The 25,774-nt window shown below is 52.5% G+C and carries 20 protein-coding genes and 2 tRNA genes; 12 read left to right on the top strand and 10 right to left on the bottom strand.

Going from position 1 to position 25,774, the window contains the following annotated elements; genetic code table 11:
* Positions 1–6 precede the first annotated feature (6 nt).
* The 3 genes from CWI71_RS07010 to CWI71_RS07000 all read left to right on the top strand — a co-directional run bounded on the left by CWI71_RS07010 (position 7) and on the right by CWI71_RS07000 (position 4,146).
* Positions 7–1,422 carry a serine hydrolase domain-containing protein gene (locus CWI71_RS07010; RefSeq protein ID WP_126754544.1) on the top strand — a complete coding sequence of 472 codons (1,416 nt, stop codon included), beginning with the start codon at positions 7–9 and terminating at the stop codon, positions 1,420–1,422.
* Positions 1,415–2,029, top strand: coding sequence for a YqiA/YcfP family alpha/beta fold hydrolase (locus CWI71_RS07005; RefSeq protein ID WP_198678754.1), 615 nt, complete (start codon positions 1,415–1,417; stop codon positions 2,027–2,029). Before CWI71_RS07010 ends, CWI71_RS07005 begins: the two co-directional genes overlap by 8 nt.
* A 98-nt stretch (positions 2,030–2,127) precedes the next feature.
* On the top strand, positions 2,128–4,146 hold the full coding sequence (locus tag CWI71_RS07000; protein ID WP_126754543.1) for a GGDEF domain-containing protein: 2,019 nt from the start codon (positions 2,128–2,130) through the stop codon (positions 4,144–4,146).
* Positions 4,147–4,208: 62 nt separating this feature from the next.
* Here CWI71_RS07000 and CWI71_RS06995 read toward each other — a convergent pair whose 3' ends face one another.
* Positions 4,209–6,434: an NADP-dependent isocitrate dehydrogenase gene (locus CWI71_RS06995; protein ID WP_126754542.1), complete on the bottom strand. Its 2,226-nt coding sequence runs from the start codon at positions 6,432–6,434 to the stop codon at positions 4,209–4,211.
* Positions 6,435–6,643: 209 nt separating this feature from the next.
* Between CWI71_RS06995 and CWI71_RS06990 the strand changes: the two genes are divergently transcribed.
* Complete coding sequence (locus CWI71_RS06990) at positions 6,644–7,141, top strand: DUF2165 family protein (protein WP_126754541.1); 498 nt, start codon at positions 6,644–6,646, stop codon at positions 7,139–7,141.
* Positions 7,142–7,204: 63 nt separating this feature from the next.
* Here the strand turns inward: CWI71_RS06990 and CWI71_RS06985 are convergent, their stop codons facing one another.
* From CWI71_RS06985 to CWI71_RS06970, 4 genes are all read right to left on the bottom strand, one after another.
* The gene (locus tag CWI71_RS06985; protein WP_126754540.1) at positions 7,205–9,403 is read right to left on the bottom strand and encodes a M3 family metallopeptidase; all 2,199 of its coding nucleotides are present in this window, start codon (positions 9,401–9,403) and stop codon (positions 7,205–7,207) included.
* A gap of 134 nt (positions 9,404–9,537) precedes the next feature.
* On the bottom strand, positions 9,538–9,885 hold the full coding sequence (locus CWI71_RS06980) for a YkgJ family cysteine cluster protein (protein ID WP_126754539.1): 348 nt from the start codon (positions 9,883–9,885) through the stop codon (positions 9,538–9,540).
* A gap of 30 nt (positions 9,886–9,915) precedes the next feature.
* A tRNA-Asp gene (locus tag CWI71_RS06975) sits at positions 9,916–9,992 on the bottom strand.
* A gap of 26 nt (positions 9,993–10,018) precedes the next feature.
* Positions 10,019–10,095, bottom strand: a tRNA-Asp gene (locus tag CWI71_RS06970).
* A gap of 225 nt (positions 10,096–10,320) precedes the next feature.
* On the opposite strand from CWI71_RS06970, the gene dnaQ reads away from it, so the two are divergent.
* Positions 10,321–11,019 carry a DNA polymerase III subunit epsilon gene (gene dnaQ / locus CWI71_RS06965; RefSeq protein ID WP_157981073.1) on the top strand — a complete coding sequence of 233 codons (699 nt, stop codon included), beginning with the start codon at positions 10,321–10,323 and terminating at the stop codon, positions 11,017–11,019.
* On the top strand, positions 11,016–11,504 hold the full coding sequence (gene rnhA, locus CWI71_RS06960) for a ribonuclease HI (RefSeq protein WP_198678753.1): 489 nt from the start codon (positions 11,016–11,018) through the stop codon (positions 11,502–11,504). Before dnaQ ends, rnhA begins: the two co-directional genes overlap by 4 nt.
* On the opposite strand, the gene CWI71_RS06955 is transcribed toward rnhA, so the two are convergent.
* Both CWI71_RS06955 and CWI71_RS06950 read right to left on the bottom strand, forming a co-directional pair.
* Positions 11,501–11,905, bottom strand: a complete 405-nt coding sequence (locus CWI71_RS06955; RefSeq protein ID WP_126754537.1) for a rhodanese-like domain-containing protein — start codon at positions 11,903–11,905, stop codon at positions 11,501–11,503. The genes rnhA and CWI71_RS06955 overlap by 4 nt on opposite strands.
* Complete coding sequence (locus CWI71_RS06950) at positions 11,899–12,654, bottom strand: methyltransferase domain-containing protein (protein ID WP_126754536.1); 756 nt, start codon at positions 12,652–12,654, stop codon at positions 11,899–11,901. The genes CWI71_RS06955 and CWI71_RS06950 overlap by 7 nt, the downstream gene beginning before the upstream one ends.
* 56 nt (positions 12,655–12,710) lie before the next feature.
* Here CWI71_RS06950 and gloB point away from each other — a divergent pair, with 56 nt between their 5' ends.
* Entirely contained in the window at positions 12,711–13,424 is a 714-nt protein-coding gene (gene gloB, locus CWI71_RS06945; protein WP_198678752.1) for a hydroxyacylglutathione hydrolase, read from the top strand.
* A 63-nt stretch (positions 13,425–13,487) separates the two neighbouring features.
* A complete protein-coding gene (locus CWI71_RS06940) occupies positions 13,488–15,116 on the top strand; it encodes a LysM peptidoglycan-binding domain-containing protein (protein WP_126754534.1) in 1,629 nt (542 codons plus the stop codon).
* Between the two features lie 34 nt (positions 15,117–15,150).
* On the opposite strand, the gene ligA is transcribed toward CWI71_RS06940, so the two are convergent.
* The 3 genes from ligA to smc are packed head-to-tail and all read right to left on the bottom strand — an operon-like array spanning position 15,151 to position 21,654.
* On the bottom strand, positions 15,151–17,166 hold the full coding sequence (ligA, locus tag CWI71_RS06935; RefSeq protein WP_126754533.1) for an NAD-dependent DNA ligase LigA: 2,016 nt from the start codon (positions 17,164–17,166) through the stop codon (positions 15,151–15,153).
* Between the two features lie 4 nt (positions 17,167–17,170).
* Entirely contained in the window at positions 17,171–18,142 is a 972-nt protein-coding gene (zipA, locus tag CWI71_RS06930) for a cell division protein ZipA (RefSeq protein WP_126754532.1), read from the bottom strand.
* A gap of 44 nt (positions 18,143–18,186) precedes the next feature.
* On the bottom strand, positions 18,187–21,654 hold the full coding sequence (smc, locus tag CWI71_RS06925; RefSeq protein ID WP_126754531.1) for a chromosome segregation protein SMC: 3,468 nt from the start codon (positions 21,652–21,654) through the stop codon (positions 18,187–18,189).
* A gap of 165 nt (positions 21,655–21,819) precedes the next feature.
* Between smc and cysZ the strand changes: the two genes are divergently transcribed.
* The 4 genes from cysZ (at position 21,820) to rimO (ending at position 25,691) form a co-directional block, all read left to right on the top strand.
* Entirely contained in the window at positions 21,820–22,560 is a 741-nt protein-coding gene (cysZ, locus tag CWI71_RS06920; protein ID WP_126754530.1) for a sulfate transporter CysZ, read from the top strand.
* Between the two features lie 102 nt (positions 22,561–22,662).
* Positions 22,663–23,445 (top strand): hypothetical protein, encoded by a 783-nt coding sequence (locus tag CWI71_RS06915; RefSeq protein ID WP_126754529.1) that lies wholly within the window; start codon positions 22,663–22,665, stop codon positions 23,443–23,445.
* Positions 23,446–23,512: 67 nt separating this feature from the next.
* Positions 23,513–24,337 (top strand): S1/P1 nuclease, encoded by an 825-nt coding sequence (locus tag CWI71_RS06910; RefSeq protein ID WP_126754528.1) that lies wholly within the window; start codon positions 23,513–23,515, stop codon positions 24,335–24,337.
* 1 nt (position 24,338) lies between these two features.
* The gene (gene rimO, locus CWI71_RS06905; protein ID WP_126754527.1) at positions 24,339–25,691 is read left to right on the top strand and encodes a 30S ribosomal protein S12 methylthiotransferase RimO; all 1,353 of its coding nucleotides are present in this window, start codon (positions 24,339–24,341) and stop codon (positions 25,689–25,691) included.
* Positions 25,692–25,774 lie beyond the last annotated feature (83 nt).

Below are 25,774 nucleotides of genomic sequence, written 5' to 3'. Positions count from 1 at the left end.
ACTGTTATGCGCCCTTTGCTGAATTCTGCTTTTTCGCTGAGCCTGATGGCTGGCGCCCTACTTGCCGGTACGTCTCCCGGCTATGCAGCGGAGGAGACAGAAGCAACACTCAATGCTTATGCTGCCGGTTATTTAGCTGGCTTTACCTGTAGCGCAGTTTTTAACGGCAAAAAGGAAATGGATGCCATTCGCCGCGATGAGCTGACTGGTATTTATCCTCTCATCGCCGAGCGAGTTAATGCGCTGGAGCCGGAAATCAATCGTGAAGAGCAGTGGGTTCGGGTCAGCTACGATAACGGTCAACGGGCGCGCATCAGTGTCTGGCGCCCCAGGCTTGGCTGCGTCGACTTACCGGTAGGTGCCACCCTTGCCGATCGCGTGCATCTTGCCAACCCTTTTGCCGGTGCAATTGCCCCGGGCGCGGATAATGGCCAACCCTGGTCTGATCAGCAACCCGCGACAATGACTTCCTCACAGCAGCAAGCATTAAATGAAGTGGTGGCGCAGGCATTTACTAAAAAGTATGGCAGTGGTACGCGCACCTCCGCGGTGTTTATCGCCACCCCTGAGCATATTTTAGCAGAACGTTATCAACCAGGGTTCACCGCCGTAACACCACAACGTACCTGGTCGGTCGCCAAAAGTATCGGCGCCAGTGTTATTGGCGCGGCAGTCTGGCAACGTCTGGTTGAGACTGAGGCGCCGGCCCAACTCGCCAACTGGTCCCATCCGCTTGATCCGCGCCGCCAGATTACCCTGGAGCATCTGTTACATATGGCCTCTGGCCTGGACAGTAATAAGGCGGGCAACCGTACCGACCGGGTATACATGGGGGGTGGACTAGTCAGCGATACAGCCACCGAAACGGCATTAGAAGTAGCCCCCGGCAGTCGCTGGAAGTATGCCAATAATGACACGTTACTGGCCTTACGTACGTTGCGCGAGCGCTTCGCGACCCTCGACGGCTACCTGCAGTTTCCGTATCAGGCGCTGCTGGACAAGATTGGCATGCAGCACACGTATCTGGAAACCGACTGGCAAGGTGACTTTATTCTTTCCTCGCAAGTGTGGACCACTGCCCGCGATCTTGGCCGGCTGGGAGTGCTGCATCTTAACCGTGGTGAATGGTACGGTGAACAGGTGCTCCCCAGTGACTGGCTGACGTACATCAGCACCCCAGCCCCGGCACAGCCGCCTGAGAATGCACCGGCTTACGGCGCGCAGTGGTGGCTTTATAATGAGCGTTTTCCCGAGCTGCCCAACGATACCATTGCCGCACGCGGCAACCGGGGGCAGTTTCTGCTGATTATTCCCAGTGAAAACCTGGTCATTGTCCGTCGTGGTTACGATCTTGCCGGCGAACCGGGCTTTAACGAACATGACTTTACCCGTGATGTGTTAAAGGCGCTTGCCAGTGAGTAAGACAACCCATACGCCTTTTATTATTTTTATCCATGGCTTTGGCTCAAATGGTTTTGGCAGCAAAGCTCAGGCCATGCGTAGCTATTGTCGGCAGCATGAAGTGCGGTTTCTGGCACCATCACTATCACATATCCCCACTTTGGCTTTGCAAACTCTTGAGGAGCTCATCGAACAGCTTGGCGCGCTGACACCAGCGCCACGTCTGTGTCTGATGGGCTCATCATTAGGTGGCTTTTATGCCCACATACTGGCGTTAAAATATGACCTGCCGGTGGTGCTGATAAATCCGTCGATGCACGCTGGTTCGTCGCTACGCCGGGCCTTAGGCCGTGCAGTCAACTATTTTGATAACAGCACTTACGAATGGCAGGAAAGTTATCTTGCAACCTTAGAACAAACTGAGCCAGCTTACCCTTCGCCACTGAATGCCAGCCAGTGCTGGCTGCTGGCACAGACCGCCGATGAGCTATTGGATTATCGCGAAGCCGTCGAAGCCTTACCCGAGGCGCGACAAACTATAGAGCCAGGCGGCGATCATGGCTTTGTCGGCTTTGCGCGTTATCTTGACGATATTATGAGTTTTTTTCGCCAGGCCACAGCTACATAACTACAAATAAAAAAAGCGAAAAAGGAAGCCTCAGGGCGCTAGACAGGCCGATCCAATGAGGTTATTGTTTAATTCTCAACCAGTAGACATTCATCGACATGTGCTTTGCATTACGCCGTAAACTCCCCCTTACCTCAGCGTTAATCACAGCGACGCTGCTCATCGCCCCGACACAAGCCAGCGCCCCGCCGACTGCGACGCCAGTGTTTGCCAGCGAACCGCATATTGCCGCTGAGGTACAAATTCCGCAGCGTGATCCCGCGTTAGAAACACAACTGGACCAGCTCCTCGATAGTGACCTTTACCCCAGTGATCGTGAGGCGTTACGCCAGTTGCTGCGTACCGTCGATATCAACACGCCGGTAGAGACTTTCGTCCGGGCGCATGCTTATCAGGTCGTCGCACTGGCCCATGAGCAAAAAATGTCCGCAGCAATGGCCATTGCCAACGAAGTACAAACCATTGCCGAAAAGTCAGATAACAGCAATGCTATCGCTGAAGCCCGGGTCATGCTCGGCGAAGCCCATTTTGCTGCCGCCGATTTCGAGGCAGCGTTAAAGCATGCGCGCCATTTGACTGACTTGTTGCACACCGTGACGCAACCGCGGGTGCGTTATACTGCCAATCATTTTATCGCCCGTGCCTTGCAGCAGAATGGCGAGTTTTCAGAAGCGCTCGAGTTTTTGCTTGCCGCGCAGGCATTGGTTCCGCAAACAGAGGCCTCGGGACAGCAACGCCGCCGCCAGTTTCTTAATTTACACTTAGCTCGCATTCAGGCGAACCTGGGCCGCTGGCAGGCTTCGGCGAGCACCGCTGAACAAGCCATTGCTGATGCAAAGCGCTCAGGAATTACGCACCATCTGCCCGATCTCTATCTGATTCGCGCGTACTCACAACAATACGACCAGGGTCCCTCTGATGAAATTGTTGCGGCTTTTGTCGCCGCCGCTGAGGCAGGCCGCGATATGAATAACCCACGCGTTGAAATGCTCGCATTCAATAACGCCGGCGCTGCAAAGTTACTGATGAATGAACTGGACGCGGCCCGGGAGTTTCTGGAACAGGGGCTGGCGGTAGCCAAGCGCATTAATAATGTTAACGAACGCTCAGTGACCGAGTTTAATCTTGGCTATATCAAAGTATTGCAAGGCCAACATCAGCAAGGGATTGCCGAAATGCTTGCCGCCGCCGAGGTGTTTAACAGTTTTGCGCAAAAACGCGAAAAGGCGATATTACTGACGCATATTGCCAAAGCCTATGAAGTCGCCGGCGACTATCAGAAACAAGCGCAGACATTGCATCAACAAGTTCAGCTGACCGCCGAGCTGGCTGAGGAAGAGAGCAACGAGCGAATCAGCGAATTGCAGGTGCGTTATCAGGCTGCGGAAAAGTCATACGAGATAAAACTGCTGGAACAACAAGCCGAATTGCGCGAAAAGGAGCTGGCTGCGCAAAAACGGCAGTATCAGTTTTTTGTTCTGGCCGCTGGCTCATTAATTTTGCTGATCCTATTATTCGCATTTGGTTACCGTAAAACGCGCAAATTAAATAATTTACTCAATTCAGCTAATCAAGAATTGCATCAACAATCGCTACGTGACCCACTGACCGGACTGTACAACCGACGTGCGATATACGACCAATTGTTGCGCGGTGATCAGCGCATTTACAGTGGCAATCATGCAGTTCTTATTCTCGATATCGACCATTTCAAAGCCATTAATGACCGCCACGGGCATAACGTCGGTGATGAAGTGCTGATTGAATTTGGCCGCCGGGTGAAAAATGCCCTTCGCCGTTCTGACCTGGCAGTACGCTGGGGCGGTGAGGAGTTTTTGCTGCTACTTGAGAACGTTCAGGCAGACGAAGCGCTGAAGGTCGCAGGTAAATTGCTGCAGGAAATTGGCGAGCGCTCTTTCGATACCAGCGCCGGACCACTACCTATTACTGTGAGCGGCGGCTTTGCGCTGGTTACTGCAAGTCCGAACCCACCCGACTGGGAAACCACTGTGAAGCAAGTGGACGAACTTCTTTATCAGGCCAAGCGCGAGGGGCGTAATCGCATTCGTTATCAGCTTCCCGGTGAGCAACCGGCCAGCTTAAAACTACTGCGCTAGCCTTATCAGCTGAACAAAAAAAAGCCGCATCGCTGCGGCTTTTTTTCTGCTTTAAAAACGGCTTATAGATTTGCCAGTGCGGCATTCAAAGTTTCTGAAGGACGCATCGCCTTAGAAACAAGCTCACCATCAGGCTGATAGTAACCGCCAATCTCTACCGGCTCACCTTGCACCGCGTTCAGCTCACGGACGATTTTGGCTTCATTTTCATTCAGGAAAATCGCGAGTTTCGCCATGCGCTTCGCCAATTCCGCATCGTCGTCCTGCGCAGCAAGTGCTTCTGCCCAGTACATACCTAAATAGAAATGGCTACCACGGTTGTCAATTTCACCCAGTTTACGCGCTGGCGACTTATCGTTCTCGAGGAACTTAGCCGTCGCTTTATCCAGTGCATCAGCCAGAATTTGCGCGCGCTGATTACCGGTACGTTGCGCCATATGCTCAAGCGAAGCCGCCAGAGCCAGGAATTCACCCAGTGAGTCCCAACGCAGGTAGTTTTCTGAAACAAACTGCTGCACGTGCTTCGGTGCTGAGCCGCCGGCGCCGGTTTCAAATAAACCACCACCATTCATCAGTGGAACAATTGACAACATTTTCGCTGACGTACCTAGTTCAAGAATCGGGAACAAGTCAGTCAGATAGTCACGTAAAACGTTACCGGTTACCGAAATGGTGTCTTTTCCTGCTTTCATGCGCTGCAGAGTATGACGGGTGGCTTCCACCGGTGCCATGATCTGGATATCGAGACCGTCAGTGTCATGCTCTTTCAGATACGTCTTCACTTTCTCGATCAGTTGCGCGTCATGAGCACGGTTCTCATCTAACCAGAATACTGCTGGCATACCGCTTAAACGTGAACGATTGACCGCCAGTTTAACCCAGTCGCGAATCGGTGCGTCTTTCACCTGACACATGCGCCAGATGTCGCCCTTGTGCACATTATGCGAGAACACTTCTTCACCCGCCTGGTTCAGTACTTTTACGGTACCGTCAGCAGGAATCTCAAAGGTTTTGTCGTGCGAGCCATATTCTTCAGCTTTTTGCGCCATCAAACCGACGTTCGGGCAGGTACCCATGGTCGCCGGGTCAAACGCGCCATTTTCGCGGCAGAAACGGATCGTTTCCTGATAGACACCGGCATAACAACGATCAGGGATCATTGCACGGGTGTCCTGACGCTCGTCATTTTTGTTCCACATTTTACCTGAGTCACGGATCATCGCCGGCATCGAGGCATCAATAATCACATCACTTGGGACATGCAAATTGGTAATGCCTTTATGCGAGTTGACCATTGCAAGATCAGGTTGTTTTTCATAAACCGCCTGAATATCCGCTTCAATTTCAGCGCGCTTGTCAGCAGGTAATGTAGAAATTTTCGCTAACACGTCGCCAAAACCGTTGGTCGCATCAACACCCAGGTCTTTAAAAAGATCTGCATGCTTATTAAACAGGTCTTTGAAATAAACCTTAACTGCATGGCCGAACATGATCGGATCAGAGACCTTCATCATGGTTGCTTTCAGGTGTAATGACAGCAATACGCCTTCTTCTTTTGCCTTCTCAGTCTCGCGAGCGAAGAAGTCACGCAGCTTGGCCACATCCATACGCGCAGCATCGACAACCTCACCGGCTAGAATTTTGACCGAGTCTTTCAAGACCGTCTGGCCGGCTGGGGTGTTCAGTACGATTTTCAGATCATCAGCCTGCTCAAAAGTGGTCGACTGCTCACTACCATAGAAGTCGCCTTCATCCATGTGCGCGACGCGGGTTTTTGAATCTTCACTCCAGGCGCCCATGCGATGCGGATGTTTCTTCGCATAGTTTTTCACTGAGGCCGGTGCACGGCGATCTGAGTTACCTTCACGTAGTACGGGATTCACCGCGGAGCCTTTGACTTTGTCGTAACGCGCTTTGATATCACGCTCTTCGTCGGTTTCCGGCTCGAACGGATAATCAGGCAGTTTATAGCCTTGCTGCTGCAATTCTTTAATGCAGGCGGTCAATTGTGGAATCGACGCACTGATATTTGGCAGCTTGATAATATTTGCTTCTGGCGTCTTCGCCAGTTCACCTAGCTCGGCCAGAGCATCACTGATGCGCTGTTCTTCAGTCAGATATTCAGGGAAAACGGCAATCACGCGACCTGCCAATGAAATATCACGCGTTTCAACAGAAACGCCAGCAGCGTCGGTAAAGGCACGAATAATCGGCAACAACGAATAGGTCGCTAAGCGCGGCGCTTCGTCGGTTTCCGTGTAAATAATCTTTGAATTATCATTCGCCATAGTGATTCCTTACTAGGTTCGCAAAGGATGAGAAAAGTGGCGCGAAGTATAGCAAGAAAGCCCACTATCGACCAGTCAGCGTAACTTGAATCTGAGTATTCACAGCATTTATTAGCGCGCTGATTTTTGACATGTGTGCGCCGGTCGCCTATCTAAAGTTAAGCAACTGATGCTCTCAACCTGGTCATTACCCAGTTCAGGAACCCACTATGTCATTACGCTGGATCAAAATTATATTAGCGCTGTTATTAGGACTTATGTGCATTGCCTATGCTTTGCAAAACCTCGTAAATCTTGCCGGAGCACATGCGGCTTTAAGTTATGTTCTCGGCATGCAGGACCATACTTATTACCCTGAGACCTTCGCCTTTGCCGTTACTCACCCTACCTTAACCTGGTTGGCTCTGAGCGTGGTCATAGCCCTGGAACTCCTGGCCGGGATTATTCTACTGACAGGCTCCTGGCGTTTGTTTCAAGCCCGTTACCTACCCGCAGCCGGCTTTCAACAGGCTAAGTACACGACCTTAGTCGGCGCTGGGGTCGGCATCATCGTCTGGTTTGGCTTATTTCAGGTCTTCGGTGGCGCATTTTTTCAGATGTGGCAGACCGAGCTGGGTGACGCCTCCTTCGATGGCTCCTTTGTTTATCTTGGCTCAATTGCTTTGATTGCTCTATTTATAAATCAGGCGGAACCTGCGAGCCATTAAACGAAAAAGCCCGTCGGCCTCAGAAGGCGACGGGCTTTTACATAAATTAATTTCAGTTAGTCGTTAGTCAATTTTCGGTGCTGTCAGACCACGACGTTCAAGTAATGCGTCAACCGTTGGTTTCTGACCACGGAAGTCGATGTACTGTTGCATCGGATCTTTGCTGTTACCTTTTGACAAGATAGCGTCACGGAATGCCTGACCATTTTCCAGCGTCAAACCACCGTTTTCCTGCACAAATTTGAAGGCGTCAGCAGCCAGTACTTCTGACCACATGTAGGCGTAATAACCTGCTGAGTAACCGCCGGCAAATACATGCGCAAAGTAGTTAGAGCGATAACGTGGTGGTACCGCTTCAACAGCCACACCATTGCGCGTTAATGACGCTTGTTCAAAGCTGTTCACATCAGCAATACCTGCTGCCGAGTCTGGCGTCAGCGTGTGGTATTCGAGATCAAGCAGGGCCGCAGCAATGTACTCAAGGGTGTCATAACCCATGTTGAAGTTTTTCGCAGCCATCACTTTGTCTAACAGTTCCTTAGGAATCTGTTCACCTGTCTCGTGGTGCTTGGCCATATTTGCCAGAACTTTCGGGTTCAGCGTCCAGTCTTCCTGGAAGGTTGACGGGAACTCAACGTAGTCACGAGAAACTGAAGTACCGGCCAACGATGGATAGGTTACGTCTGAGAACATACCGTGCAATGCGTGGCCCATTTCGTGGAACATGGTGCTCACTTCGTCGAAGCTCAGTAATGTCGGCTGACCGTCAGGCGCTTTGGTGATGTTCATGTTGTTTAAAATCACCGGCTTGTCGCCTAACAAGTGAGACTGAGATACAAACGAGCTCATCCAGGCACCACCGCGCTTGCCGTCACGGGTGAACCAGTCACCGTAGAACAAGCCCAGGCTTTCGCCGTTGACGTCTTTCACTTCATAAACCACGATGTCATCAGCGTAAGTCGGAATGTCATCACGTTTCTCGAAGGTAATGCCAAACAGCTGGTTCATCGCATAAAACACCCCGTCTTCAACGACGCGGTTGAATTCAAAGTATTGCTTCACTTCATTCGAATCCAGAGCGTATTTTTCAGCGCGTACTTTCTCAGCATAGAAAGCCCAGTCCCAGGGCTTCACTTCAAAATCACCGCCTTCGCTGCTGATTTGCGCCTGGATTTCAGCCATTTCTGCTTCAACGTTGCTTACAACCGCTGGCACCAGGTCACGCAACATTTGCTGTGCTGCTTCAGGAGTTGCCGCCATGCTTTGCTCAAGCACATAAGCACCCCAGTTGTCGTAGCCTAACAACTGTGCTTTTTCAGCGCGCAGCTGGGCCATACGTTTAACCAGCGGACGATTGTCGGTTGCTGTGTTGCCGCTGCCACGCTCGGCTGAAGCGCGCCAGACTTTTTCACGTAACTCGCGGTTCTCCAGCGAGCTCAGAATCGGCTGACGCGTCGTGTTAGTAATAGTGATCACATACTTGCCCGGCATGTCTTTCGCTTCTGCGGCTTTGGCCAGACTCGCAATCTGTGACTCACTTAAACCGGTGAGCTGAGCTTTGTCGTCGACTACGATCATGTTCTCATCAACCAGTGTCATCAGGTTGTTACGGAACTCAGTGGTGAGTGATGACAGCTCTGAATTGATTTCACGAATGCGAACTTTTTGTTCTTCAGTCAGGTTTGCACCGGCGCGAACGAAATCTTTATAAGTGTCTTCGATCAGGCGCAGTTTCTCACCTTCGAACTGGTCGCGATTCTCATAAACAGTTTTTACCCGGGCGAACAGAGCCGCATTAAGGCTAATATTGTCACTATGAGCCGCGTACTTCGGCGCCATTTTCACTTGCAAGGCACGGAAGTCGTCATTACCTGCCGAACCCGCAACATTACCGAACACAGCGCTTACGCGGCCCAGTAAAGCACCCGATTTTTCCATCGCTACAATGGTATTTTCAAACGTAGCTGGCTCTGAGTTCGTGGCAATCTCGGCAATTTCAGCTGCATGGGCTTCCATACCAGCTAACAAGGCGGGCTCGTAATGCTCAAACTTGATTTTGGTAAAGTCGGGTGCATGGAAAGGCAGCGTGCTTTCTGCATAGAAAGGATTGCTTTGGTTGAATTCTGCCGCAGCAGTTTGCTGCTCGGCTTGCTGAACTTGTTGCTCAGCTTGTTGGTCGGTTGCTTGCGCCGCTTCTTTATCAGCACAGGCTGCTACGGTTAACGCTGCACCTATGGCGACGGCGATCAGGCTCTTACGCATGGAATTTACTCCCCTGTAGATTATTCAGCGCACTACCTTGTCCGGTAGTGCTCGTTTTAGTCGTTCCATAATGTAACTCTTGGCCGACAAGGGCTCAAGAGCTTTTCGTAGCGCAAAAACTGCGATTGAACGGATTATGCAACTTCTTTGACGGGGATAAGCGGTGCCAGACCATATTTTAGCCGCGCTTTATCGCAGTAAGGATTAGCGGCTTCATCACCGGCCGCAAACTCTCGACAAGGCGAGGGACGATTGGCATAGATAGAGCATCCGACCTGTTTGCCGATTTCGCCCTCCAACGCAACACAACGTGGGTTTGCCTGGTTGGTACCTTGCATACAGAGCAGATGAGGATGAAAGTTTTCTGTCAGTTCAGACGGAACATAACCTGCAGGTGCGCCAGTGGCTTCACCCCAGTAAAAAGAAACACGATAGGACGCGCAGCAAGCCCCACACGTCAAGCAGGCCGAAACCTTACTCATCGCGCAACACTCCAAAAAGCACTTATGAAATGGCGGAGCGGACGGGACTCGAACCCGCGACCCCCGGCGTGACAGGCCGGTATTCTAACCAACTGAACTACCGCTCCGCAGCGGTGATTTGTATTTCAGGAAGTGGCGGAGCGGACGGGACTCGAACCCGCGACCCCCGGCGTGACAGGCCGGTATTCTAACCAACTGAACTACCGCTCCAGCTTCCTGCATCTGGGTTTCCCGAGTGGGTCCCCCCGAATGCGGAGCGAATATTACGAGGGCTGTTGTTTCCCGTCAACCTTTTTTTTGAAGTTTTATTCCGTTTGCCTGAAAAACCATCAAATCGGTTTGTTTTTGCATTTTCATCGCCCTTCAACCGATCGCATTTACGCTCAGTTTGGGGTAATCTGCTCGGGTTTCATTAGTAAAAAGGAAAGTGCCGGCATGCGACAAATCGTTCTTGATACCGAAACTACAGGTCTGGATCCTGCCCGCGGGCATCGGATTATTGAAATTGGCGCGGTGGAGCTTATCGGCCGTAAACTTACCGGCAATACTTTTCATGTTTACATCAATCCACAGCGCGTAGTGGAACAAGAAGCGATAGAAGTACACGGTATTACCAATGAGTTCCTGCAGGACAAACCGGTATTTGCACAAGTTGCCGAGGAATTTCTGGAATTCATTAAAGGCGGCGAACTGGTCATTCATAATGCCGCCTTTGACGTTGGCTTTATGGACCATGAGTTTCGCCTGTTAAGAAATGGCACCGGCGCCACCCGCGATTACTGTCAGGTACTCGATACCCTGATGCTGGCCCGTGAAATGCGCCCGGGACAGAAGAATAATCTCGATGCGCTCTGTCGTGCCTATGGTATAGACAACTCCAACCGCACCTTCCACGGGGCTCTGCTCGATGCTGAGCTACTGGCCGACGTTTATCTCGCCATGACCGGTGGGCAAACCAAGCTGGAACTGGCAACACAGAAAAAGAGTCACCAGCATAACGGGCAGATGGTGGACTGGAGCCGGGTGGCCGATAAACCGGCGCTGCGCGTTATCAAAGCCAGCGCAGCCGAAGAACAGGCGCATCAGGAGCGCCTGAAACTGATCGACGCCCCACTTTGGCAGGAACAACAGTGACAGCAGCGAAAAAACACGTTCATATTTATACTGACGGCTCATGTCTGGGGAATCCCGGTCCCGGCGGTTATGGCATTGTGATTGAGTACGGTAAGCATCATAAGGAACTGGCAGAGGGGTTTAAGCTGACCACCAATAACCGCATGGAAATGCTGGCGGCGATTAAAGCATTGCAGGCACTTAATCAGCCCTGCGAAGTCACCCTGACCTCAGATAGCCAGTATCTTAAGCAAGGCATTCAAAGCTGGATCCACAACTGGAAACGCAATGGCTGGCGTACCTCAAATAAAAAGCCGGTGAAAAATGCTGACCTGTGGCAAGCCCTCGACGCTGCCACGCAGCGCCATACGATTCACTGGAAGTGGGTGAAGGGCCATGCCGGCCACCCGCAAAACGAGCGCTGCGACGAACTCGCCAGGCAGGCTGCCAAAGCGGGTAAATTGCTGGAAGATACCGGCTATCAGCCCGAAACGAATGTCTCTTAAGGACGGTCTGAGTATTCGCCGGTGACCTGTGGATACTTATGCTCTTCCCATGCCTGCATGCCGCCAGCAACCGAGTAAACCTCGTTGAATCCCATTCGTTGCAACGACTCAGCCGCCAGCGCTGAGCGCCCGCCACTGCGGCAGATAAGATACAAAGGCTGACTGGCGATGCGCTGTAACGCATCGTCATAGCCAGCGACTTCAGGATGCTGAGTAAGCTGCATCTCAAGCACACCGCGCGGCATATTAACAGCCTGATGAATGTGGCCCACCAGATATTCGCCTGGTTCGCGTACGTCAATCACCCGAGCACCCTCGGCAATGCGTTGTTGCAACTGCTCGACATCGATTTCTTTCACATTGGCTCTGGCTTTTGCACATAACTCTTGTGGACTTAGCATGATGACTCCTTCGATTGTGTCTGGTTTGCCAAAGGTACGGTTTGTAGCTTTGGCGCTAATTTTCTGTGTTTGTTCTTTTCCGGCAGCAGGGTCAGCGGAAATTCGCGTTTGCGTGCCACCAGCAGATAGCAACTGTTGAACTGCGGTAACGCCCTGTTTAGTTGCGCAGCCACGCGCTGCGGCCAGTTCCAGCGTCCTTGCAAAAGGCCCGGCGCAAAATAATGTTGTACCGACACTTCAAAATTTAACAGTGCCAGCCAGTCCAGCACCCGCGCCTTAGTAAAATAACGGCCACACCACGGATACTGATTCAGATAACCCGGCCAGAGCATTTGCAACTGGTTAAGCGCATAAGGATTAAAGCCAACATAGATGAGCTTTCCTTCAGCAATAAGACTGTGGCTGACTTCTCTTAAGATCTGGTGAGGATCCTGCGCAAACTCAAGCTGACCCACCATTAATACCGCATCAAGACTCGCCTCGGCAAACGGCCAGGCAGTTGGCAGCGCACAAACCTGCACCGCATGATGCGGGCGCTCGGCGACGGCAAACTGGTGGGCAATGGGGAACTTGGGCAAGGTTAATTCGGCACTTAGCGCACCCAACCGGGCAAAATGGTAACCGTACAAGCGCTCGGCGTGAGGGGCAATTGCCTCCTCAACCTGATGCTGCAACCAGCGACCATGGGCAAGATCACGCCAGGACTGTGGCGGCTTTACCGGTTTTTGTCGAAGTGCGGGTTTTAACATCACCCCTTCCCACCTGTATACTGGCCTTAGCTAAGGCAACCAAGATGACTAGTGTTATGAAAATTACGCCTCTACCTGCTTTTGATGATAACTATATTTGGGCCATTCAGCCAACTGAACATGCGCCTGCGGTCATTGTCGATCCGGGCGATGAAGCACCGGTATTACGCTGGCTCGATGAACAACAAACCGAGCTCGCCAGTATTTTGATCACCCATCACCACTGGGATCATACCGACGGTCTGCTCCCCTTGCTGAATCAGTTTGACGTGCCTGTTTATGGCCCCGACAATCCCAAAATAGAGGGTATCAGCACCCCCCTGCGCGAGGGTGAACGCTTCACTCCAGCCGGACTCGGGGAGGAGTTTCAGGTGCTGGAAACACCCGGCCATACGCTTGATCACATCAGTTTTTACAGCAAAGGTATGCTGTTCTGCGGTGACACTTTATTCAGTGCTGGTTGTGGGCGGATGTTTGAGGGCAACGCGCCACAGTTTTTCAAATCTTTACGTAAACTGGCAGAACTTCCCGCTGCAACACGCATCTACTGTACCCACGAGTATACCGCAGCAAATCTGCGTTTCGCCGCCGCGGCTGAGCCTGAAAACACGGCTATTCGCGAGGCACAACAGGAGGTTAAGGCGTTGCGGGAGGACCAGCAACCGACACTGCCAAGTACACTCGCGCGCGAACTACAGATAAACCCTTTTCTTCGGACCAAAAGTGCTGATGAATTTGCCCGATTAAGAAAGTGGAAAGATGAATTTTAAAACCGTAAACTGCGACAAATCCGCAACGGTTCCGATGTAACCTTTTAGTACAGGAAAGACTGCATGAAAAAATGGATAATGCTGACGCTCAGCGCATCGGTATTGGCGGCCTGTCAGTCAACGCCGACCACGACGCAAACACCTACGACAGCAAATGAGCCAATGCACAGCGCTGAACTTCCGACAACTGAATCAGCGCCCGTTGCGTCAGCAAAAATTGACACTGTAGACCATTTGTTAAACCCTGAATTAATTGCTCCAGTGCCAGCGCCCGTGGTTAAGGAAGTCACACCTCAGCAAGAGGCTGATCTGTGGCAGCGTATCCGCCGCCAGTTGACCATGCACGTGCCTGAAAATGATCGCGTCAGCGCGCAACGTAATTTTTACCTGAAGCATCCGGCCTATATGGACCGTGTCGCGAAGCGCGCGGCACCATTTATGCATCTGATTGTCGAGGAAATCGAACAGCGCGGTTTGCCACTTGAGCTGGCATTGTTGCCAATTGTTGAGAGCGCCTTCGATCCGTTCGCCTATTCTCACGGCAGCGCCGCCGGCATCTGGCAGTTTATTCCCGGTACAGCACGGCAATATGGTCTTGAAATCAATTGGTGGTACGACGGCCGTCGCGATGTCTATTCAGCAACGCATGCGGCGCTTGATTACCTGACCGACCTGAACAACCTTTTTGATAACTGGCTGCACGCACTGGCTGCCTATAACTCGGGCGGAGGCAGGGTTTCCTCAGCGATTCGACGTAACCAGCGTGCCGGGAAGCCCACCGATTTCTGGTCGTTAGACCTGCCCCGCGAAACCCGGGCCTACGTACCAAAACTACTTGCGCTCGCCGATATATTACGCAATCAGGATACCTATCAGGTTAGCTGGCTGGCGATTGAAAACCAGCCCTATCTGACCTTAGTGGAAACTGAGACGCAAATTGATCTCGCGCTGGCAGCAGAACAAGCCGGGCTGGAACTGGAGCAACTGCATCATTACAATTCGGGCTACAATCGCTGGGCCACTGATCCTGAAGGTCCTCATCGCTTGCTGTTGCCACAGCAAAATGCACAACGCCTGCAACAATGGCTGGCTGCGAGCGATAGTAGGGACTTAGTGCGCTGGAGCCGGCACAAGGTTGCCTCTGGCGAAAGCCTGATTGTGATTGCGAAAAAATATCACACCACACCACAGGCTATTCAGCAGGCAAATAATATTCGCGGGCACTTGATTCGGGCCGGTGATTATTTGCTGATCCCTGCCGCTTCGCGTGATCTTGATGATTACAGCCTGTCGGCCGACCAGCGCCTGAGTGCAACCCAGTCGCGCCAGCGCGGCAGCTACAAAATCGACCACACCATTGTGCCTGGCGATACCTTTTGGGATCTCAGCCGCAAATATGACGTCAATCTGCGTCAATTGGCGAAATGGAATGGTATGGCGCCGACCGACCCCTTACGCCCGGGACGCAAGCTGGTGGTCTGGCTAAGCGAAGATGACAAGCCCTCCGGAGTGACCCGCAATATTCATTATCAGGTACGTTCCGGTGATTCGCTGGCGCGTATTGCGCAGCGTTTCAATGTGACCATTGGCGATATTGAGAAGTGGAATCAGATTAAACGCTCGAATTATCTGCAACCCGGTCAACGTCTGAAACTTATTGTCGACGTTACCCGGATGACCAACGATATCTGACCCTCACCGCCGGTATGACTGCTGAACGACGCTATCAGTCGTTCAGCAGTTCTTGCAGATCATCTTCGCTTAACACCGGCACACCCAGCTGTTCGGCCTTCGCAAGCTTTGAGCCAGCGTTGTCACCGGCAACGACAGCGGTGGTCTTTGCCGAGACACTTCCGGTCACTTTCGCACCACGTGCCTGCAGTGCCTGTTTTGCTTCATCGCGGGTCATGGTGGTCAACGTTCCGGTCAGAACATAGGTATTGCCTGCCAGCGTCGCTTCGGCTGCTGCCAGCTTTTCAACTTTTGGCCAGCTAACACCCAGCTCCAGCAATTCATCAATGACGCGTTGATTGTGCGGTTCGCGGAAAAACTGATAAATGTGACTGGCCACGACCGAACCGACATCACTGACTTCTTCCAGTTGCTCCTGGCGTGCTGCGGCAAGCGCTGACAGTGAGGCAAAATGACTGGCCAGATTGGCGGCGGTTGCCTCGCCAACTTCGCGGATACCTAAAGCGTAGAGAAAACGCGGTAGCGTGGTGGTTTTACTGGCTGCAATGGCGGCGACAATGTTCTGCGCCGATTTCTCGCCCATGCGTGGTAGTTGTGCTAATTCGCGCGCCTTTAACCGGTACAGGTCCGCTGGTGACTTTAACCACTCGCGCTCGACCAGCAGCTCAATCAGTTTATCGCCCAGGCCATCAATATCCATGGCTTTACGTGAGGCGAAATGTTTTAACGCCTCTTTACTTTGCGCCGCGCAAATCAGGCCGCCAGTACAACGGGTCACCGCCTCACCTTCGGCGCGCTCAACGTGTGAGCCACAAACCGGGCAATCGGCGGGAAATTCAATTGGTTTGGCATCTGCCGGACGGCGCTCGCGCACCACATTAACGACTTGCGGGATGACATCGCCGGCACGACGAATAACCACCGTATCGCCCAACTGAACATCTAACCGGGCAATCTCATCGGCGTTGTGTAAGGTTGCATTAGACACCGTCACCCCACCGACCGCCACTGGCTCAAGGCGCGCTACCGGGGTAATCGCGCCGGTGCGCCCCACCTGGAAATCGACGCCTTTGAGCACTGTCATTTCTTCCTGCGCGGGAAACTTCCAGGCAATCGCCCAGCGTGGTGCACGGGACACGAAGCCAAGGTCCTGCTGCTGCGCAATACTGTCGACTTTGAGCACCACGCCATCAATTTCATAGCGCAGTTGATCGCGTCGCGCCAAAATATCCGCATAATAGGCTTTGCAGCCGCTGGCGTCATTCACCCGCTTCACCTCAGCGCTGACCGGCAAGCCCCAGCTCTGTAACTGCTGCAGACGCTGATAATGAGAGTCCGCCAGCTGAGTTTCCTCACTAACGACGCCCATGCTATAAGCGTAAAAGTGAAGGGGACGTTGCGCGGTCACCCGCGAGTCAAGCTGTCGCAGGCTGCCTGCCGCGGCGTTGCGAGGGTTAGCAAAGGCTTTTTCACCGCGAGCCAGGGCTTTTTCATTGTATTCCGCGAAGGCCTGTACCGGCATGAATACTTCTCCCCGCACTTCCAGGCGGGCCGGAAATTCACCACTGAGTTGCAACGGTAAATTGCGTATCGTGCGCACATTGGCGGTGATATCTTCACCCACCTGGCCATCACCACGGGTGGCCCCCCGTACTAACTTTCCGTCTTCATATAACAGGCTGACGGCGGCACCATCGAGTTTTGGCTCACAGCAATAGGCAATCGCACTGGCGCTATCAAGGCGCTCTTCGACACGCCTGGCAAACGCCTCAAACTCCTCAGTCTCGAAGGCGTTATCAAGGGACAGCATGGGCATTTCATGCGCTACCTGAGAAAATGCGTCAAGGGGTTTGCTACCTACTTTTTGCGTCGGTGAGTGCTCGCTTTGCAATTGCGGATGCGCTTGCTCAAGCTGCTGCAATTCGCGGAACAGGCGGTCATACTCAATGTCGGGCACTGAGGGCTCGTCAAGTTCGTAGTATTCGCGATTGTAACGGGTGATAAGCGCGCGCAATTCCTGCACGCGCTGCTTTACTGCTGAATCTGTCATAAGCTTACTGTCGAATTAATCGTTTACGTTCGTATTCACGAATACTCTGATGGATATGCTGCACGGCCTGACGGGTTAACGGATTACGATGTTCATCAAGCACCTGGCCACCCTCAACGGCGGCCGCTAGCTTTTCCGCGGCATTGTGCATCATGGTAAACGCCTGCGTTGAATTGCTCTTAATTGGTAAGGCAAGAAACAGCGCGACCCCTTTGGTTTCAAATTGCTCCATGGCGTCAATATCAAAGGTGCCCGGATTAAACATATTGGCAAGACTGAATAACACCGGTCCGGTTCCGGCACTGTCAACATGGCGATGAAAGATGTCAAACTCGCCGTATTTGAACCCCAGTTCCGTTAACTGTTGTAATAAGACCGGACCTTCAATATTACCGGTGACATGCAACGCTATCACCATATCAGGCGCTTGCGATACCACGGGTTCGTCGCCAGGTTCCAGTGCCAGATCCATACTTTGTTGCGTCGGTTTTGGCTCGTCCGTTCGGCTCTTTTCTGCCGCGCTTTTCGGTGCCGCTTTGGCAGCAGCTTTCGGCGCAGGCTTGGCTTTCTGCTCAGCTTTTTTCAGTTCGTCAGGTTGCGCCGCCAGCGACGGTAAGTCGAGTTCCTCGTCGTCTTGCCAGGCGCGAATCGGTTGCTCGCCCGCCGGCTTCGTCTCACCTCTGGCGGGTTGCTCACTTATGTCATTGTTATTTTTCTTTGCCTCTGCGGCAGTAACCGCTGCACGCTTATCCGTTGCCTGCGCACGCTCAGAAGCACGCTTAATTACCCGTACCTCACCAATACCGTCATCATCGAAACCTGAGGTGTCATGCGCCCGTTGACGCTTTTGCTCAAGTTCGTGTTGCTGTTCCTGTTTACGTCGCTCGCTGCGACGGATGTTCCACATGCCGTGCCCGATGATCAGAGCGATCAGCAGCAGACCAATAATGCTAAAGACGATTTGCATGGTACTCATTGCAGGCTTTCCATGATGTTTTGATGTTCTGTTGTTGTTATCATTCAGGAGGCTTCGGTCAACGCCACTGCCTCGTCCACATCTACTGCGACAAGACGCGACACCCCTGGTTCCTGCATCGTAACACCGGCCAGGTGTGAAGCCATTTCCATTGCCACCTTATTGTGACTGATATAGATAAATTGCACGCTTTGTGACATCTCCTCTACCAATCGGCAAAAACGGCCGACGTTCGCATCATCCAAAGGCGCATCGACTTCATCAAGCAAGCAAAACGGTGCCGGATTCAGCCGGAAAATCGCAAATACTAATGATAAAGCCGTTAATGCTTTTTCACCACCCGATAACAAGTGAATTGTACTGTTTTTCTTTCCGGGCGGTCTTGCCATAATAGCAACACCTGTTTCGAGTAGATCATCTTCAGTAAGTTCCAGATAAGCGCTCCCACCACCGAATACCTTGGGAAACAATTCCTGCAGACCGCTGTTGACCGCATCATAGGTGGTTTTAAACCGTTGCCGGGTTTCCCGGTCAATCTTGCGAATAGCGGTCTCTAAGGTTTCCAGACTTGCGGTTAAGTCCTCATGTTGCTGATCCAGGTATTCTTTACGCTCTGCCAGCGTTTCCGCTTCTTCAATCGCGGCCAGATTGATCGCACCAAGCCGGCCAATGGCATTTTGCAAGCGCTCGACTTCCTGTTGCCATTGCTTCTCGTCGGCGCTGTCGCTGAGCTGTTCAAGTACCGGTTTCAGTGGCTGCTGCATTTCTTCCAGCACCGCCAGCACATTGCGGCTGCGCTCCTGTACTGCGGCCAGCTCCATCTGGCTGCTCTGTAGGCGCTGCCGGGCTTTTTCGATTTGTCCCTCGACACCTTTCGCGCCGCTGCTGACGTCGTGCAGCTGCTGTTCCACTTCAGCTAACTTGTTCGCCCACTCACGACGTTCTTCGTCAACCTGCTCGCGCTGAGCCAGCAACTCTTCCAGTTGCAGCGCCAGCACTTCAAGCTCTTCCTGATGCGCTTCCGGCTCCGCCAGTGACTGCAATTGCTCACGGGCTTGTTGTTGCTGTTGCTCAACCCGTTGCAGCAAGGTCTGCATATGCTGCTGCTGGCTCTTATACTGTTCGGTCTGCAGCTTTTTGTCCTGGTATTGCTGCTGCAGGCGCTGAGCGGTATCGCGTAGTTGCTGCCGCTCCGCTTGTAGCTGCTCACGGCGTGCCTGCCACACTGCGTCGTCTGCATCTGGCTGTTGCTGGGTTAGTTGTTCCTGTTGCAGCGCAAGTTCTTCCTGCTGCAACTGCAACTGCTCGCCCTGCTCTGCAAGTTCGCGCTGACGCTCGCGGTTGGCTGCTAATTTATTTCCCAGCTGTTGCTCCTGCTCAGCCTGCCAGCGCTGCTTTTCGCGCCAGGTCGCTAACGCTGCCTGCTGCTGACTGTAATTGTCGCGCGTCTGATTGACAACTTGTTCCAGCTCCTCGCGCTCACGCGCCAGGCCTTGTTGTTGCGCCTCACATTGCTGCAGCTCTTGTTGCAGCACCTCGAGTTCGGCTTCCAGTTGCTCCAGCTCACTTTGTTGCAACAGCTGACTCTCTTGCTCAGCAATTTGCGCGGCCTGATAACCGGCGGCTGACCATAATTGCCCCTGCGAACTCAGCATGGCAACGTCGGCCTGGCCGGTCGCCGTTTTGCCTGGCATATCTTCTGCCACTGCCAGTTTCAGCTGCTGTGCCCAGGGCCACTGTTGCAGGTGTCCTTGCAACTTACTTGCCAGACTATCTGGCGGCGCGCTTTGCTCATTCAGCACCACCAGCCGGCTCCCCAGTTGCTCCGGCCAATGCGCCGGAGCCTCAGTTACGACATAGGCGTCAAGCCAGTGATGCACCGCCTGCTCGGCAGCAAGCTGCCATTCTGGTGCAACTTGCAGTAAGTCGCGAACCTGACCCAGCGGGGTGATGCTTTGCGCTGCCAGCCACTGCGCCAATGCCGCGGGCCAGTCGGCTTTGGCCGCTTTCAGTAAGGTTTGTAACGAGCTTTGCCGACCTAACAAGCGCTGTTCGCCCTGCTGCAACTGCGTTAACTGCGTTGCCAGAATTTCACGTTGTTCACGTATGCCCTGCAAGTGTTGTTGCTGTTGCTCTAATTGCTGTTGCGTTTGCTGTAATTCAGCACTGGCAAATTCAACCTGTTGGCGGGCTTCGCTTTGCGCCAGCTGCGCCAGCTCGGCTTGCAGTTGCTGCTCCAGCTGCTGCAATTCGCGTTGCTGTTGCTCATTGCGTTGGCGCTGATCCGCAGCTCGTTCATATTGCATCTGTAGCTGCTGCTCACGCTGACGTTGCTGCTGCTGCGACTGTAAAAAGTCCTGATAATCATGCTGCAGTTGCAGCCATGCTTCCTCGTGTTCCTGAAACGCTGCATGGGCTTGTTCTGCAGCCGCCGCAGCGGTCTCCAGCTCAGGCTGCAACTGTTCCAGCTGCAATTTAATTTCGACATCTTGTTCAATGTCGCGTTGATAGGTCAGATCGAGTTGTTCAAGCTCGGCGTGCAACTGCTGCTGGCGCTGTTCCCGTTGTTGTGCCTGAGTGCGTAACGACTGCAACTGATGTTCGTTGCGGGTGACTTCATTACCAAGCTGATAAAAACGTTGCTGGATATCGTCAAGTTGCGCTTTGGTTTCACTGGCTTGTTCGCGCAGCTCCAGCGTACCACGCTCGCTACCGCGCTGCTCGGCCAGCCAGCGCTCCAGTTCTGCCTCGTGCTCGCGGATGGTCTGGCGTAAGCGTTCGGCCTGCTGTTCATGATTAAGCCAGCGCAATGCCTGCAACTCCGCTTTGTACTTGCGCTCTTGCTGTTTTAAATCTTTATAGCGGCGGGCGGCCGCAGCCTGGCGCTGTAATTTGTCGAGCTGACTGCCTAACTCGTCACGCACGTCGTTCAGACGATCCAGATTATCGCGGGTGTGCTGCATGCGGTTTTCAGTCTCTCGGCGCCGCTCCTTGTACTTGGAGATACCGGCAGCTTCCTCAATGAAGACCCGCAGCTCCTGGGGTTTTGATTCAATTAGACGCGAGATCATGCCTTGTTCAATAATGGCATAACTGCGCGGCCCCAGACCGGTACCGAGAAAAAGATCGGTGATATCGCGGCGGCGACATTTGCTATTGTTCAGAAAGTAATCCGAGCGACCATCACGGGTGACCAGACGCTTAACGGAAATCTCTGCATAGTTGGCATATTCGCCCTGAATGCGCCCGTCAGTATTATCGAAAACCAGTTCAACACTGGCCTGTGACACTGGCTTGCGCGCTCCTGAGCCATTAAAGATGACATCCGTCATGGCATCACCGCGTAAGTTCTTGGCGGAACTTTCGCCCAGTACCCACCGCACAGCGTCAATCACGTTCGACTTACCACAGCCGTTCGGCCCGACGACACAGGTCATCTGGTGCGGGAACGGTACCTTGGTAGCATCGACAAATGATTTAAAGCCTGCAAGCTTGATGTGTTTAAGGCGCATGGGGTCCTTATCAGGTTCTTATTATTTAGGCTTTCACTTATGCCTTCACTTATGCCTTCATAATGCTAGATTTTGTAACATTTTCAAGGTTAGATCGTGAGTATAACCACGTATACTGAGCAAAGCTCTCGCAAACTTCACTGATCATGGCACAAGGAGTACATTATGCCACAACCCGGCTACAGCGATTTTGGCGCCAGTTATGTCGCGCGCGGATTCGAATTAGCGTTTCAGAAAGGGGTACGACGTTACTCTCTGATCCCACTGGCAATCAATATTTTGTTGTTCAGCCTGGCCATCGTTGCAGTCTTTCACTACACCACCATGTGGGTAGCTGATTTTATGGCCTGGTTGCCCGAGTGGCTGGGCTGGCTCGAGTTCTTATTGTGGCCGCTGATTATTATCGCCGTGCTGCTGCTATTTGCAATGACCTTTACCAGTGTCGCAAATATCATTGCTTCGCCGTTTAACAGCCTGCTTGCTGAAAAAGTAGAAGAGCGCCTGACCGGCGTGCCTGCTGCCAATGGCGGTGTGCCGGGCATGATCAAAGATATTCCACGCACGCTGGGACGTGAATTCCAGAAAATTGTTTATTTTGTGCCACGCGCGCTGGGCTTTTTTCTGCTGTTAGTATTTCTGCCCATTATTGGGCAGCTGTTGTGGCTGCTGTGGGGCGGCTGGATGATGACCGTGCAATATGCCGACTATGCCTTTGACAACCACAAAGTACCTTTTGCCAATATGCGCGCCAGTTTAGGCCGTCACCGGGGTAAAAGTCTGAGCTTCGGGGTTGTGGTGGCCTTTCTTGCTTCCGTACCGGTGATTAATTTGATCATGATACCTGTTGCGGTATCAGGCTCCACAGCGATGTGGGTCGACCATATGCGTGGTGAAAATTTGGGCTAGCGCATCGCCTGACGGATGGTTATGATGGTGACCATCATGTTAGTAACTTGAGGTTTTTACCAGGTGCGTTCAGTTTTCAAACGATTAACTGGATTGCTGATAGTGTTCACGGCAGCGACATCTGTCACTGCCGCGGAAGATGATATTGTCTGGGGCGTCAATAGCGCCCCGCCCTATCATATTGTCGACGGCTATTTTGCCGGACAAGGGATCTGCGACGTTATGATCAGCGCCTTCGAACGCGCCTTACCTGAGGGCACCCGCCACCGTATTGAAAACTACCCGCAGGGGCGTATCGCCGCGCTAATTCGCCAGGGCGAGAATCTCTGTTTCCCGTGTATGATCCGCAAAGAGACACAAAGCGGGCCGGTTATTTATTCAAACTCAGTCATGGAATACCCTCCGCATGGCCTTATTACCAGGCCTGAACTAGCGGAAGAATTCACTAAGCAGTTTGGCAATCCCGTCGATTTAGTTGAGTTGCTCAAAGAACGCCGTTATCGTTTTGGTCAGCCACTGGGGCGTCGTTATGGCATCCTGGAACCCTATCTGGAGCGGTTTCTCCATAATACACCGCGTTTTACCGAGGTTTCGGGTAGCGACGCCAACGCCAATATGCTGGCCATGGTTAACGCAAAACGTCTCGACTTTGTGATTGATTATCCGCTACTGCTTAATTACCACAATGAAATCTTACCTATCGATTTAGTATTCTTGCCAATTAAGCAAAACTTTGAGACGCAGATTGAGGGCGCCATTGGTTGCCCGCGAACGGTCTGGGGCCAGCGCGCCATCGACCTGATAAACGAAGCCATTCCTGCGGTTCGCGATGATCCACAGTTTAACCGCACAAAAGATCGTTGGCTTCTGCTTCAGAACCCGTAAAATAGCAGGCTAATTTTTGCGCCCTGGCGCAGCATCCGCTTTTTTTGTTCAATCGATGGCCTAAATTATGAAAGTAAAACAGTTTTCTCTCGCTGCTATCAGCGCGGTGACCCTTGCCTGTTCGGCATCATTTTATTCAGCTCCGGCAAACGCCTGGGGCAAAACCGGACATCGCATTACCGGTAAAATTGCGCAAGCTTACTTGTCGGTTGAAGCAACCGCGGCCATCGCTGAATTGCTCGGCCCGGAGTCGCTGGCTGAGGCCTCGACCTATGCCGATGAAATGCGTTCAAACCCGAGCGAGTTCTGGCAAAAGACAGCCAACCCATTTCATTATGTGACGTTGTCTGAGCCGCATCATTATCATGAGCATGACAAACCTGCTCAAGGCGATGCGATGAGTGCATTGCAGGACTTTACAGCGACCCTGCAAAATCCGGATGCCAGTAAAGAAGAGAAACAGCTGGCACTGCGCTTTATCGTGCACATTATTGGTGACTTACATCAGCCACTTCACGTTGGCTCAGCAGCTCTGAACGACCGTGGCGGTAATGACGTAAAAGTGACGTTTTTCGGCGAACCAAGTAATTTGCATCGCGTCTGGGACTCCGGTCTGGTCGATCACCAACAACTGTCTTATACCGAGTTTTCCCATTGGCTGCAGCGCCGCATTACCCCTGATCAGGCGCAACGATGGGCCACGCCTGACCCTTATACCTGGATTCACGAAAGCTCGCAGTTGCGTGATGACGTTTATCCGCAAACTGACGAACCCTACCTGGCCTGGGATTACGTCTATAATTACACTCCGGTCATGAAGCAACGCTTGCAACAGGGCGGCGTGCGTATTGCGGCCTATTTAAATCACGTTTTTGCGAGTAACAGTAATTAATATGAGTGTTGAATCTTACATTCCCGTCACTGACGGCGTTATTACCCAGCCTAAAATTGGCTTTGTCAGCTTAGGCTGTCCGAAGAACCTGGTCGATTCTGAGCGTATTCTTACTCAGTTACGTACCGAGGGCTACGACATTGTGAATACCTATGACAATGCTGACATGGTCATCGTCAATACCTGCGGCTTTATTGATAGCGCAGTACAGGAATCGCTCGACGCTATCGGCGAGGCACTCAACGAGAACGGTAAAGTGATCGTAACTGGCTGCCTTGGCGCCAAAGACGATGAGATTCGTGAAGTACACCCAAACGTGCTGGCGATTACCGGTCCGCATGCCTATGAAGAAGTCATGGGGCATGTCCATCAGTACGTACCTAAACCTGAGCGCGCGCCCTTTGAAAATCTGGTACCGGAGACTGGCGTCAAGCTTACCCCACGTCACTTTGCTTATCTGAAAATTTCAGAAGGCTGCAACCACCGGTGTACGTTCTGTATCATTCCGTCCATGCGCGGTGATCTGGTCAGCCGACCGGTGGGTAATGTCCTTGCTGAGGCGCAGCGCCTGGCCAACGCCGGTGTGAAAGAGTTACTGGTAATTTCCCAGGACACCAGTGCTTATGGCGTAGATGTGAAGCATAAGACCGGCTTCTGGGATGGCCAGCCGGTTAAAACCCGCATGCTGGAGCTTTGCGAAGCTTTGAGTAAACTCGGTATCTGGGTACGCTTGCATTATGTCTACCCCTATCCCTCAGTGGATGAGGTGATTCCGTTGATGGCTGAAGGCAAGTTATTACCTTATCTTGATATACCTTTACAGCATTCCAATAAACGTATCCTGCGCCTGATGAAGCGCCCGGGATCCGCCGAGCGCACGCTGGAACGTATTCAGAACTGGCGTAAAATATGCCCTGACCTGGCTATCCGTAGCACCTTTATTGTCGGCTTTCCGGGCGAGACTGAAGAAGAGTTTGAGGAACTGCTGGAGTTCTTACGCGAAGCGCAGCTTGATCGCGTCGGTTGCTTCACCTATTCCGATGTCGAAGGCGCGAAAGCCAATGACCTGCCTGATCCGGTTCCGGAAGAAGTTAAGCAGGAGCGGTATGCCCGCTTTATGGAAGTGCAGCAGGAAATCAGTGCCGCGCGCCTGCAGCAAAAAATTGGCCGCACGCTGCAAATTCTAATTGACGAAGTAGATGAAGAAGGCGCCATTGGCCGTAGTTACGCCGACGCCCCTGAAATTGACGGACTGGTCTATCTGAACGGTGAATATGATGTCAAACCTGGTGACATGGTCAATGTTCTGATTGAGCACGCCGATGAGTACGATCTCTGGGGTACCAAGGTTTAGTCTTCGGTGACCGGCACCAGTAGGTCGTCGGTCACATCCATTTCGAGTGGCGCAATACGCTCAAGTATGGCGCCACTGATATA

It is taken from the genome of Pseudidiomarina insulisalsae, assembly GCF_003987065.1.
Classification (GTDB): domain Bacteria; phylum Pseudomonadota; class Gammaproteobacteria; order Enterobacterales; family Alteromonadaceae; genus Pseudidiomarina; species Pseudidiomarina insulisalsae.
This window is presented reverse-complemented; position numbering and strand designations above follow the sequence as displayed.